The organism is Candidatus Zixiibacteriota bacterium, from assembly GCA_021159005.1.
GTDB lineage: Bacteria > Zixibacteria > MSB-5A5 > UBA10806 > 4484-95 > JAGGSN01.
Genome location: JAGGSN010000103.1, coordinates 1 through 13440 on the forward strand (window position 1 = coordinate 1; position 13440 = coordinate 13440).

The 13440-nt window shown below is 42.2% G+C and carries 13 protein-coding genes; 3 read left to right on the top strand and 10 right to left on the bottom strand.

The genetic code is table 11. The annotated features are described in order from the left end of the window. On the bottom strand, nt 1–315 hold a 315-nt coding region (locus tag J7K40_06720; GenBank protein ID MCD6162089.1), incomplete at its 3' end, for a MotA/TolQ/ExbB proton channel family protein. A gap of 202 nt (nt 316–517) precedes the next feature. Between J7K40_06720 and J7K40_06725 the strand changes: the two genes are divergently transcribed. From J7K40_06725 to J7K40_06735, 3 genes are all read left to right on the top strand, one after another. Next, complete coding sequence (locus J7K40_06725; protein ID MCD6162090.1) at nt 518–667, top strand: hypothetical protein; 150 nt, start codon at nt 518–520, stop codon at nt 665–667. A gap of 230 nt (nt 668–897) precedes the next feature. Further along, nucleotides 898–1389, top strand: a complete 492-nt coding sequence (locus tag J7K40_06730; GenBank protein MCD6162091.1) for a sigma-70 family RNA polymerase sigma factor — start codon at nt 898–900, stop codon at nt 1387–1389. Further along, on the top strand, nt 1382–1600 hold the full coding sequence (locus J7K40_06735; protein ID MCD6162092.1) for a hypothetical protein: 219 nt from the start codon (nt 1382–1384) through the stop codon (nt 1598–1600). The genes J7K40_06730 and J7K40_06735 overlap by 8 nt, the downstream gene beginning before the upstream one ends. Before the next feature lie 252 nt (nt 1601–1852). Here J7K40_06735 and J7K40_06740 read toward each other — a convergent pair whose 3' ends face one another. The 9 genes from J7K40_06740 to hrcA form a co-directional block, all read right to left on the bottom strand. Further along, nucleotides 1853–3145 carry a hypothetical protein gene (locus J7K40_06740; GenBank protein MCD6162093.1) on the bottom strand — a complete coding sequence of 431 codons (1293 nt, stop codon included), beginning with the start codon at nt 3143–3145 and terminating at the stop codon, nt 1853–1855. A gap of 63 nt (nt 3146–3208) precedes the next feature. Continuing rightward, entirely contained in the window at nt 3209–3577 is a 369-nt protein-coding gene (locus J7K40_06745; GenBank protein MCD6162094.1) for a hypothetical protein, read from the bottom strand. Nucleotides 3578–3941: 364 nt separating this feature from the next. Then, complete coding sequence (locus J7K40_06750; protein ID MCD6162095.1) at nt 3942–6407, bottom strand: ATP-dependent Clp protease ATP-binding subunit; 2466 nt, start codon at nt 6405–6407, stop codon at nt 3942–3944. Nucleotides 6408–6428: 21 nt separating this feature from the next. Next, nucleotides 6429–7481 (bottom strand): protein arginine kinase, encoded by a 1053-nt coding sequence (locus tag J7K40_06755; protein MCD6162096.1) that lies wholly within the window; start codon nt 7479–7481, stop codon nt 6429–6431. After that, nucleotides 7481–8011, bottom strand: a complete 531-nt coding sequence (locus tag J7K40_06760; GenBank protein ID MCD6162097.1) for a UvrB/UvrC motif-containing protein — start codon at nt 8009–8011, stop codon at nt 7481–7483. The genes J7K40_06755 and J7K40_06760 overlap by 1 nt, the downstream gene beginning before the upstream one ends. Nucleotides 8012–8078: 67 nt before the next feature. Then, complete coding sequence (locus tag J7K40_06765; GenBank protein ID MCD6162098.1) at nt 8079–8774, bottom strand: ABC transporter ATP-binding protein; 696 nt, start codon at nt 8772–8774, stop codon at nt 8079–8081. Between the two features lie 18 nt (nt 8775–8792). Next, nucleotides 8793–10022, bottom strand: a complete 1230-nt coding sequence (locus tag J7K40_06770; GenBank protein MCD6162099.1) for a lipoprotein-releasing ABC transporter permease subunit — start codon at nt 10020–10022, stop codon at nt 8793–8795. 251 nt (nt 10023–10273) lie between these two features. After that, nucleotides 10274–11764 (bottom strand): lysine--tRNA ligase, encoded by a 1491-nt coding sequence (gene lysS / locus J7K40_06775; protein MCD6162100.1) that lies wholly within the window; start codon nt 11762–11764, stop codon nt 10274–10276. 493 nt (nt 11765–12257) lie between these two features. After that, entirely contained in the window at nt 12258–13289 is a 1032-nt protein-coding gene (gene hrcA / locus J7K40_06780; protein MCD6162101.1) for a heat-inducible transcription repressor HrcA, read from the bottom strand. Between the last annotated feature and the right edge of the window lie 151 nt (nt 13290–13440).

Genomic DNA, 13440 nt, shown 5'->3' on the forward strand with positions numbered 1-13440 from the left:
GTTTGTTACTTTTCCGGTTTCTTCTTTTTCTACCCGTAAAATGTAAATATATTTGATGATTAATGCAGAAAATATGCCTACTATTGAAGTCATAAATGCTATTTTCAAACCTTCCAAAAGCTGAGGGATACTTTCTTGAACAGCATTTACATTAAAATTCCATAATCCAATAAAAATCCCCATAAATGTTCCTAGAATTCCTATTGAAGTGAGAATAGTTGGCAATTTATCTCCTCTTTTTCTCTCTGGCGTAATTCTAAATGCAACAAACATGAGTATAAGAAATATTGATGTTACTATTATTGATGAATCCATACAACTCCCTTTATCTAAAGTTTAAATCTATCAGCCTTTTTAAAACACTTACCCCTATTTTAAATTAATTTAATAAAAGATAAACATGCCTGACATAGAATACAAGCCATTTCTATCCATTTCTCATTATAATAATATATCAATCTACTGTCAGAACCTGTCAGTAAAAAATAAATATTGAGGGTGGAGGAAAATTGCTGATATGACCTTAATAGCTGATCATTTCAGTATCGTAGCGGGGTTGAAAACCCCACCTATTAAGGGCGCATTTTTTAATAAGCGGGCAGAAACCATTTCGTGCCCGCTGTATGATGGCATAGTTGTCGTCAGGAAATCCGCCGCGGCGGACTGACGACGCGCGCGGCATCCGACACATTGGCAGACTCATCTGCCCCCATCATAAATTGCATAGACGGGCAAAACGTGAGGTCTGCCGCGCACATGGATTACATAAGCAGACAGGAAATATCTATAATTTTTGCCTGGTGATTTACAGGTGATAGGCAGGTGATATTATAAAACCTTCAATCTGCTGATATTCTCCCTGAAAAGGATAACCATTTTTAAAGGAGGAATATATCAATGCGATATGTCAACCATCAAAAACTAAATGCTATCATCTCTAATGAGTCTAAAACCTCAATCGACCATAGCCTTGAAGCTCTTCGGCTGGCAGTCAGGGAGAAAGTTCACGCATTGGATGAACCGTATCGGCAGATTATAGTGATGTATTATTTCGAAAACCAAAAACTTGATTCGATTGCGAAAGAAACAGGCTTATGTGTCCCGCAGATAAATAAGCATCTCGGCGAAGCTCTTCTGATATTAAAATATTCGTTGGCTGAAATAGTCAAGAAACGCTGGCCAAATCGGTTTGCCAATGATTGTCTATGCCCAGTCTGCAGTCATCCCCAAAAACATAAAATTGAAATGATATTGTTAAGTAAAAAGAATAATGAAAGCTGGGGCATAATAAACAAGCGTTTAAAGAAGGCGGTGAAAACAGCTTTTAATCCGCCTATCATTCTATTGAACCATTTAAGATATCATATGAAGGATTTAAACAATGACTGATAATAACCATCATTTGCAGATTCGGATTACGGCGCGCACACGCGGGAAGATTCGAGAGCTGGCAGAAAAACATCACCGTTCAACCGCAGATATAGTGCGAACATCGGTAGATATGGGACTACGCCTTCTGGAAAATTTGCTCAAAGCCCAGGATGAAATGGTCGGCGAATATATCCGGCTGTTAAAGAAAGAAGCCAGACGCAAAGAGTAGATAGCCCGCATTATTCACAAAAAACAAGAAAGTCATTGCTCTATAGAGTTTATGAATAATGCGGGATAGGTTGAGATAGTGTAAATTGTAGAGGTATATCCGTGCTTGGCAATCAGAGAAGAGGACATCCGCTATTGGCGGATACGCCCCCAAGTTGTTGACAAAGCAGCAAACCTCTCTTGTTACCAAGCGCTGCTTGGCAACAAGAGGGCGCATGCAATACGCCCCTACTTCTTTGGAGTATCAATTCCTCTATGGGATTTCTATTAAGGCTTCCTTGTTGAATGCATATTTAATATTCGCTAATGAAAATATCTTGCCGCTTCCGAAATCATCATCCGGCATTTCGGTGGCCAGCCCCAGCTCCAGCCATAAATTAGAATTCAATTTAATCTCACCGCCAATAGTATAACGCCAATAGCTTTCATCATCTTGAGATTCAGAGCCGGTCAGCTTGTAGTATAAACCCTCGCAAGTAGCCCGATAATCACTACCTCCCAAAATCATCCGCATACCGAATGCCGCTCCCCAATCATATATGGCTTGCTCCTGTAAATACAGGTCGAAACTCACCTGTCCGATAAGCTGTCCGCGCTTGCCGAGTCCAATAGCGGTGCCGGCATAGCTTCGCCATAGTTCGGTTTTCAGACTTTCCCAAGTGGAATTTCCCGAATGCCAAACAGCTCCGGAAGCTATATGCAATACCGAGGCATTCCAGGCTCTCGCTTTAAAAGCCGCTTTGGAATTCTTTACCCGCTGAGCAACTAATTCGGAAACATTAAAATCTAAGTTTATTAAATCTATATATTCAGCGCTTACCAAACGCAATTCCGACAGCGTCTTCTCAGACAATGAGTCGGTGTAAATGCCGTTTTCATTCATTGTATCAATCAGACGCAAATATGCGGCTCTATCCGTTAATGGTTGTGGAGCCGCATGTTTTTCCTGCGAGGTGTCGGGATGCAGAATATTCATTAAAAGTATAAGCGTCTCAGGATTAGTTGTTATGTTTTTTAGAAGCGGTAAAACCCGTTTGCTTATGAAAGCATCTTTCATATCAACAGACAAACCGATTGTATTCCAAAGCTTAAAGTTAGTCTCGATTTCCGATTCCAATTCAGCATCGTATAAAGGGTCGGATTTATCTATAGGCACCCAGCGCACTCCAAACGCCAGGCTGGCGCCAAGGCTGTCTTTGGCTGTACCTATGGTTAAAAGCAAGTTTCTCAATAGGCTGTTTTTCTTGTATGATTCCAAGTTGTTCGATAGGAATGATCTGGCCGGACTCCATTCAATAGCGATATCAGGAGCAATAGCGCCGCCATCACCGCTTATGTTCAATATAGCAAGAGCTAATTCCTTAACGCTGCCCGGCCGAGTTACCTCATTGGGACTAACGCCGAGCAAAGCAAACGCCGATAAATCCGGCGGGGCGAAATCTATGCCAACATCAACCGTATCGGCTTGTTCGCTTTGAGCATAGATAGCCTGCGGTATTGAGGCGATTAAAAATGCGGCTATTAATAAAATATATAATTTATTCATAAGTTCATCCTTTGTTTTATCAATATTATTAAGTCAGCCAAAACTGCAGATATTAATCAAATGTTATTTGCCTGCCAGAAGCGCGCTGCCTGTTAGCCGTTTTGCCGGTTCGGCGGGAATCAGCGTATCGCTTTTTTCCCAGACGAATAAGTCATTGCCATCCTGCCGCCATACTATCTTTATTTTGTAATCCCGGCTATCATCGGATGAGTTAATCAAACGGACCTCCCATTCATTGCTGTCCAGCTCAAGTTCGGACGGCATACCCAGCGCATGCACGTGAGGTTTTTTATCTCTGTAGTTCCCTTCAAATTTTTTATCATCCGCTTTGTAAACATATTGCCACAACATGAGACCATCAATATCAATATGAATTGTTACTGCGCCGGCATCCTCGCCATTATTCTTGTAATTAAACCTGATAAGATCCATAATCCCTCCTTATAACTTGGATTATTTTGTGCTTTAAAGTAAGCTTGTTTGCAAGTAAAACTAACTTAATGATAAACATATAAAGGGTATATATGAAATAATGCAAGAATTTTCTTTTAAATAAAATTACTACTTTTTGTAAGCGTGGTCAGGTTGTTGATAAAGGATAATGTTGAAAAATTTTAACGCTATGGAAATAGTCGGAGCGGTCTTTGTCAACAGCCAAAGGGGATATGCAATACGCTCCTATGCGCAATGATACATATTATCTTAAAATTCGAGTTATCTTTTTATAAACAGTTTGGGAGCATCCGGCAGAGTTTCCGGACACTCTTAGCATCGCTTGTTAGCCAGAAGGAATATCTCAGGCTGTATTTTCCGCTTTCGTTTGCTGTTTTTTGCTTAGTTGTTCAATTTTGAATGAAAGCTTATCCTCATCCTCATTATGGTAAACCTCAACCGAACAACCGCTATTAAAATCACCTTTCAAGATTTCCTCAGCCAGCGGGTCTTCTAGATACCTCTGGATAGCGCGTTTTAAGGGGCGAGCTCCATACGTTGGGTCGAATCCCTTGTCGGCAATGAAATTTCGTCCGGTGTCCGTAAAGTTAAACTCTATGCTTTTATCTTTCAGGCGCTTGGTAACATCCTTAAGAAGAATATTGATAATCTCCAGAATATGGTTCCTGTTTAATGGGTGGAAAATAATTGTTTCATCGATACGGTTTATCAATTCGGGGTTGAAGGTTTTCTTGACTTCCTCCATAATCCGACCCTTCATTGAATCGTAATCGGTTTTGCTGTCAGCTTTCTGGAACCCCATAGATTTTCCGGCGCGCGCCTGCCGGGTTCCCATATTAGAGGTCATTATCACTACCGTATTCCTAAAATCTACTTTGCGCCCAAATGAGTCGGTCAACTGTCCTTCATCAAGCAATTGCAGCAGTAAATTAAAGACCTCCGGATGAGCTTTTTCAATCTCATCAAGAAGAACGATTGAGTAGGGATGACGTCTGACTTTTTCTGTCAGTTGGCCGCCTTCCTCATAGCCGACATAGCCGGGCGGAGCGCCGATTAAACGAGAAACAGCGAATTTCTCCATATATTCCGACATGTCGATTCTAATCAGCGAATCTTCATCCTCGAAAAGGAATCCATTTAATGCCTTTGCCAGTTCGGTTTTGCCAACGCCTGTTGGGCCCAGGAAAATAAAAGTGCCGATTGGTTTATTGGGGTCATTAAGGCCGGCTCTCGTGCGTCGAATAGCCTTCGCAATCGCCCCTATTGCTTCCTGCTGGCCGACAATTCTTTTCTTAATATCCTCTTCCATTCGCAAAAGTTTTTTCGATTCTTTCTCCTCGAGTTTAAATAACGGGATGCCGGTCATCTTGGAGATTACTGCGGCAATATCCTCAGAGCTGATTACCGTTTTTTGATTGGCTCGTTTTTCATCCCATGCTTTCTTGTCGTTTTCCAATTGTTCCCTTTTAGTCCTAATCAAATCACGAAGCTGGGCGGCTTTTTCAAATTCCTGACTTTTTACTGATGTATCTTTTTGCTTAGTTAATTCGATTATTTCATCTTCGAGAATATTGAAGGATTCCGGTTTGGTAAAGGCGTTCAAATGCGCCCGACTTCCTGTCTCATCGATTATGTCAATAGATTTATCAGGCTGAAACTTGCCGGAAACATAGCGGTCGGATAATTTGACAGCCGCATCGATAGCATCATCGGCAATCTCGATTTTATGATGTTCCTCATATCGCTCGCGCAGTCCTTTCAAAATCTCGATAGTATCCTCAGTTGAGGGAGGATTAACAACAATAGTCTGGAAACGTCTGTCTAAGGCGCCGTCTTTTTCGATATATTTACGGTACTCGTTTAATGTGGTAGCGCCAATACACTGCAGTTCTCCTCGCGAGAGGGCTGGTTTGAATATATTTGAGGCGTCAAGGCTGCCCTCGGCGCCGCCGGCACCGACAATAGTATGAAGCTCATCAATAAAGATTATAACATCCTGAGAGTTTAATATTTCATTCATGACAGCTTTAAGACGTTCCTCGAATTGGCCGCGATATTTAGTGCCAGCCACAAGCGATGCCATATCAAGCGTTACGATTCGTTTATCTTCGATTGTTTGAGGCACCTTGCCTTCAACCATTCGCTGGGCTAATCCTTCAGCTATGGCGGTTTTGCCCACGCCCGGTTCGCCTATCAACACAGGGTTGTTCTTTTTCCGCCGCGAAAGAACCTGGATTACTCTTTCAATTTCATCCTCACGGCCGATTATCGGGTCGAGTTTGTCTCGTCTGGCAAGCTCGGTAAGGTCGCGGCCAAAATGATCTAAAGCGGGAGTCTTTGATTTTTTACGTTTTTTACCGAATGCTGACGGCTTGCCCTGCTGTATATTGCGCAGTTCCTCATAAACCTCTTTATAATCGATATCATACATAGAGAGAACCTGGGCGGCGACGCCTTCCTCATCTTTTAATAGCGCCAACAGGATATGCTCGGTATCGATATCTTTCGATTTGAGCGCCCGCGCCTCATTGCCCGAAATCTCAAGCGTCTTTTTAGCTCTTGCGGTTAACGGAAGTTGTCCCATTTGCATGGTGCCGCCGGATGGCTGCACTATTTCTTCCACGCTTTTTTTAAGCTCGCCAAGATCGACGCCGATATTCTGGAGTATTTCAGCTGCGCTGCCTTCTCCCAAACGAATCAATCCTAAAAGGAGATGTTCGGTGCCAATATAGTCGTGTTTTAATCTAGCCGCTTCATCCCGAGCATATTCAATTGCCCTTCTCGCTTTTTCGGTAAACATTTCATTCATATAATAATCTCCCGTTTGGCATTACTTTTTACTTGTTAACTGCTCCCTAACAAGGCTTGCCCTAACCATATCACGTTCAACCGAGGCCATTTCTCGATTATAATATTTTTGAATATGAGCAGGTTGAGTTATGATTAACAGTTCATTTATCTGACGCAAAGAAACCTCGTTAATAATCTTAAGAGATACTCCCAGCCTGAGAGCCGATAAAAGATTCATCACCTCGCTGGATGACAATACGCGGGCATGACTAAGTATCCCATAAGAGCGCCAGACCTTATCCTCTATCTGGTCGGGCGCATCCTTCATTAGAGTTTCCTGCGAGCTTAATTCATATTCAATAATCTGCTGGGTAACTTTGGCTAATGAATCTATAATTTCATCTTCAGACCGCCCCAGAGTTGTCTGATTCGATACCTGAAACAGGTTTCCAAGAACTTCAGTGCCCTCGCCGTAAAAGCCCCTGACTACCAAACCTACCTTGGATATTTTATTGATTACATTGTCGATTTCCCTGGTTAGCACAAGGCCGGGCAGGTGGATTAAAATTGACGCCCTTAAGCCGGTGCCAACATTTGTCGGACAAGATGTTAAATGACCGAACTTATTGTCATACGCGTATTCAATTTTACGGCTAAGCTTGTCATCTATGGAATTGGCATATTCCCAGCAATCATTCATCGCTAATCCGGAGGATATTACTTGAAGGCGAATATGGTCTTCCTCATTAATCATAATTGATAAACGCTTCGAATTGCCTATATATAATCCGCGGCCGGTGCCGTCTTTCATAAACTCAGGCGATATTAAGTGACGTTCAACTAAGAAGCTTTGATCCAATGTATTAATATCATTTGAGCGGTAAAATTTACCATCCTTATCAATTTCTGCCGATTCAAATGCAGTTCTTACAAAAGTGATGATTTTATCTCTGGTATCGGTATCGGCCGATGGCGGGAATCTAAATTCCCGAAGGTTTCGAGCTAATCTGATTCTTGATGAGAGGACTATTTCCGAGTCGGGACCTTCGCCGGTAAGCCACGATACAGGCTCATTGACTAAATCTTCAAACATTATTTATCCTCCTTCACGCTGTCAACAGATAAACTCCTTATCCGGTCTCTCAATTCGGCTGCCATCTCAAAATCTTCATCCTCAATCGCTCTTTGCAGTTCATCTCTTAGACGATTTTCCTCGCGCAGAGATTTATATTCTTCGTTGGCTGTTTGCGCCACATGTCCGCGATGCTCGGCTGAACCATGTATGCGTCTTAGAAGCGTAGTAAGTTCCGCGCGGAATGTGTTGTAGCATTCTGCGCAGCTCAATCTGCCGACTTGACCGAACTCACTAAAAGTTAAGCCGCAATTAGGACATTTTAAATCGATTTTATCGTTCTTATCGACTTCATCTTTTTTCTTTGCCTTAATCGGTCCAACCATGCCCGAAACTATTTCCGCTAAGGGGAAAGGCATCTGTTCAAAAGGCGAATGGAAGCCTCTCTTTTCGGCGCAGGTTTTACATAGATTTAAAACAACCTTTTCATTATTAACAATTTGAGTTAGATGAATGGTCGCCTCGTTTTTATTACAATCCTGACAAAGCATCGGTCACCTCTATTATTTTAAACTATGATTATATTCAGCTTGTTTCAAATAAAAGACATCCAATTTATTAATCCATTGTAATCGTTTTAATTACGCCGTTTTCAATTTTCAACTTTTTGTCGATTCTTTCCGCCAATTGAGTATTATGGGTTGCGATTAAAAAAGTTTGATTAATATCTTTATTAAGTTTCTCAAAAAGGTTCATCAAAGAAATACCTGTTTTTATATCAAGGTTCCCTGTAGGTTCATCGGCATATACGACTTCAGGTTTATTAAATAAAGCTCTTGCTACTGCAACACGCTGCGCTTCCCCGCCAGAAAGCTGATTGGGAAAATGTGTTGTTCTGTCAGATAATCCCACATCCTTAAGCAGCCCTAAGGCTCTATTTTTAACTGCGTTTTTTTTTAATCCGCTAATTAATCCGGGCATCATTACATTTTCTAAAGCGTTAAATTCGGGCAGTAAATGGTGAAATTGATATACAAAGCCTATTTTTTTATTTCTAAACCGCGACAGCTCTTTTGGATTAAGAGTCCCAATATCGACACCGCGATACAGTATCCGCCCTGATTCAGGTTTATCAAGCGTTCCAAGTATGTGCAGAAGGGTTGATTTGCCAGTTCCCGATGCTCCCTGCAGAACTGCCATATCTCCCGCATCAAGCGTAATGCTAACGCTTTTTAAAACCTCAAGGGATTCACAGCCCGAAACATATCTTTTAATTATATTTTCGGCAGAAAGGATATTTTGCTGAGTCATCATTTGCCTTAAATAAAAGAATCATTCATATCTAATAGCCTCAACCGGATTTAATCCGGCAGCCCGCGTTGCGGGATATATTGTCGCCAAAAAAGACAATGTGAAGGCAGCTAAAGCCACGCAGATATAATCCAAAAACTGAATCTCAATCGGCAGCGAATTTATAAAATAATACTCCTTAGGCAAAGAAATAATCCTGAATTCCAATTGCAGATAGCATAAAATATAACCCAATAAACAACCAACAATGCTTCCGAAAGCGCCAATAGCGGTACCTTGATAAATGAATATCTTTCTAATCATGGGCGAGGACATCCCCAGTGTCATCAGAACGCCGATATCTTTTCTCTTTTCCAAAACAACCATTATCAGCGATGAGATTATATTGAACGCCGCAACCGCTATAATTAATGATAGTGTTAAAAAAGTCGCCCATTTTTCAAGAGTTATCCATGAAAAGAGATTTTTATTCATATCTTTCCAGTCGAGAGAATAATAATTGTAGCCAAGCGCATCTTCTATATCTATGGCAACATCGCTGGCTTTATAAAAATCGTTGGTTTTTACCGCCAGATTTGTAACCGTATTGCCCATATTAAACAGCGATTGAGCCGCTTTAAGCGGAATATATGCCAGATTGCTGTCATATTCATACATACCGGTTTCAAATACGCCGGTTACCTGGCAAGACATAGCCTTTGGAATTAAGCCCGTCATGCTGGAAACTGCCTCTTTGAGCGAAAACAGTTTTATCTTATCATCCAAACTCACGCCAAGCCGGTCAGCCAGAGTTGAGCCAAGCCAGACACCAACAGTGGAACTGTCATCTGTTTCAAAAGATAAGTCCTTTGTAAGCATATATTCACTAATACTGGAAACGTTTTTTTCCATTTCGGGGATAACACCCCGCACAACGATGCCATCTGATTCAATTTTGCTGGCGATGGCGCATTTAAGGAATATTATAGGCGAGACTGCCATAACTTTATCAACCTTTTTGACTGTTTCGACCGCTTCTTCCCAATCTTTGATGGGGTAATTAGTTACATGCGCCACAAGAATATCAGCGCCGGTGCCTATTATCCTGGTTCTGACTTCAGATTCGAAGCCATTCATTACCGAAAGCACAACAACTAAAGCGGCGGTGCCAATAATCACACCAAGAATAGAAATAGTGCTTATAACGGAGACAATTCCATAGCCATGATGCGACCGCATGTATCTTTTGGCTATATCAAACTCTAAGGACATTAATAAAACTGCATCCTCTTACTCGTTCATGTGGCTGGTGTACATCCTCGTGCACCAGCGATGAAAGGTTTATATTCCGTTGCGTGCGTAGGGGCATATTGCAATACGCCCCTACGCGAAGCCTTTGCAAATCAATGGCTTGTTTCCAAGGCAATTCTTCTGGTTTCCAAGTAAAATGCTTGAGATGATTGCACAAACATACTTTTAGAATAACCTGAGAACATCTGCTAATCACAATACAACTGTACCCTCTATTCATCTGATAAATCTTCAGCGTCATTCTTGACTTCAGGTTTCATGGTTGGGAACAGGATTATATCTCTGATAGACGGCGAGTTAGTTAGAAGCATCGCAATCCGGTCGACGCCGATGCCATAACCGGCGGTCGGCGGCATACCGTGTTCAAGGGCAAAGATGAAATCCTCATCCACCGGCTGAGCTTCCTCATGCCCGCGCTCTAATAATTTTGACTGCTGAATCATTCGCTGGCGTTGGTCCTGGGGATCGTTTAATTCGGAGAAGGCATTGCCAAATTCAAAGCCGGCGATAAATAATTCAAACCTCTCAGTCAGCCGCGGGTCATCACGGTGGGTCTTTGCCAACGGGGACAACTCAATCGGATAATCCATAACAAATGTCGGCTGGATAAGATACGGTTCAATGAAATAGCTGAAGAAAGCATCGAAATAATCGCCTCTACCCTTAAAATCATCGGTATTAATCTCATGTTTTTTCGCCAGCACTTTAAGCTCATCTTCAGTCATATCAATTAAATCATAACCGCAGACATGCGTGATGCTTCTCATGTAGGAAATCCGGGCAAACTTCTTGCCGAAATCGATAGAATGTTCCCCGAAAGGAAACTGCTCGGCACCAATTATGGTTTTTGCCAAGTGTCGATACAACTCCTCAAGCATTTCCATCAGGTCGTTATAATCGGCATAAGCCCAATAGAATTCGAGCATGGTAAATTCGGGGTTGTGATGTTTATCCATTCCCTCATTGCGAAAGTCTTTAGCCATCTCATAGACTTTCTCGAAACCGCCAATTATCAGCCTTTTAAGATACAGCTCATCGGCGATTCTCAGGTACAGGTCGATATCGAGCGCTTTATGATGAGTAACGAACGGTTTAGCCGCCGCGCCGCCGTATATTGGCTGAAGGACAGGAGTTTCAACCTCGATAAAACCACGTTTGTCGAGAAATTCGCGTATTTCACGAATGATTTTCGCCCTTTTGATAAATACATCCTTTACTTCGGGATTGACAATTAAATCGAGATACCGTCGACGGTAGCGCAGTTCTTTATCCTGAAGTCCATGCCATTTTTCGGGCAGGGGGCGAAGTGATTTTGCCAACAAAGTTACGGTTTCGGCCCTGACAGTTGTCTCACCGGTTTTCGTCTTAAAAACCGAGCCTTCCACGCCTATGAAATCGCCAATATCGATTTTCTTCATTATGGAAAAATTATCATCGAGGATATCCTTACGGGCATAAATCTGAAGTTTACCGTTATTGTCGCCGAGGTGAGCAAACATGGTTTTGCCGTGCCCGCGAACACTTATAACCCGGCCAGCGTATCTAACTTTAGTTTCAGTCTCCGAGAGTTTCTCGAAATTGTCTAAGATTTCGGTAGAGCCGTGAGTTTTGTCATACTTGTAAGGATAGGGATTAATCCCCTGCTCACGCAAAACCTTCAGCTTTTCCAAGCGATGCTGCAGATATTCAGGCTTCTTATCCAAATTGCCTCCATTTCAAACGAGTAATATTACAATATCAGGCGGTTTTAGTCAAGGTTAGTGTAAAATAAAAATGGGAAAAGGCAATTGAGTTTCAAATCTGGCGGCTAAATGCCGCTTGGACAAACCGGCGCATAAGGTTTCCGCGCCCGATAGTATAAGAAATACAATCGGGGAACACCAATGATACGACCGTTCCCCCTTAAATCGAAACCATCAGATGCTCCCCAACATTTTGCCCTTAGGTTTATTATAGGCAAAACTACTGTCAGAACCTGTCAGTAGATTTTAATTATTTTTATTTTTTTTAGCCGCATTTTTCACAAATCTTAATCCGCCATAAGCGGATTTTTCTGCCAGAGCTGTCGGAAGTAACTTCCGACAGCACAAAAAAGAAGGGGCAGACGAGGACGTCTGCCGCCCACGAAGTTTGGGATGAGAGTATACACCCGCTGATTTAATATTTATGACTATTGCAGCTAATCTGAGAATTATGCTATTCGGACATAACCTTGGAAAGCATCTTGGCGGTATAATCGACTAAACTAACAAGCTTGGAGTATTTCATTCGCTTGGGGCCGATTACTCCTACAATACCCTTTACACCGCCCATATCATAGCTTGATGTTAGAAGCGACAGCTGGTCGGTTTTGCCTTTTTTATTTTTATGGCCAATACTTACAGTAATTCCCTCGGAGATGCCGGTATTGACAAGCATTTCGTGAATGATTTTGCGGTCTTCAATCATCTCCACCACTTCAGCCATATTCTGCGGATTTTGGAATTCGGGCTGCTGGAAAAGGTTTGAGGTGCCGGAATAGTGAAGGTTGTCATCAGTTGGGAAATCCCAGATTTCATCGGGTCCTTCAACGAATAGTTTTATCAGTTTGGGGTCGCCTGCCCCCGTATCCTTAATCCGTTCATGAATTGTTCGTTTTATATCGCCCAGCGAAAGGCCGCATAGACGTTCATTTAAAACCCGCGCCGTTTCATTGATTGCCATATGGGGAAGCGATGATTCGACTTCGAATAAGATAGATTTTACCAAACCTGATTTAACAACCAGCACTACCATCATTTTTTGTTCGGCTACCGGAATAAGTTCCAACCGGGTTAGTATTGCCGAATCGAATTTGGTTGTAACCGTAACGCCAAGCTGTTTGGAAAGAGCGCCCAGCATCTTGGAGGTTTGGTCCAAAATATAAGCGACTTCGGTGAACTCCGATGTCATCTCCTTAAGGATAATTTCCTTTTCGTCATCGGTTAGTTTTTCAGGAGTCAGCAGGTAATCGACATAGATATGATAGCCGAGATTTGTAGGCACTCGTCCGGCGGATGTATGAGGCTGGTCGATAAATCCCTTTTCCTCGAGGTCTTTCATCGTATTCCGAATGCTGGCCGGCGACAGGCCGATATTATATTTTTTCGAAAGCGTTCGTGAGGCAACCGGTTCGGCGGTATTTATATAGTGGTCGATTAGAGCCTTGAGTATTTTCGTTTCGCGATTATTTAGATTTTCAAATCCCATATTTATCTCCTGAAAACATCGCCAGTTGGCGCACGGGGACGTACGCCAACCACGTATTATGCATGTGAACGTACGCCAACTGTATTAATTGTAATTAACAACAGAATTTGGAATCGTCAAGTGTTTAGTTTGGGTTTTGTGGGGAAGTTGG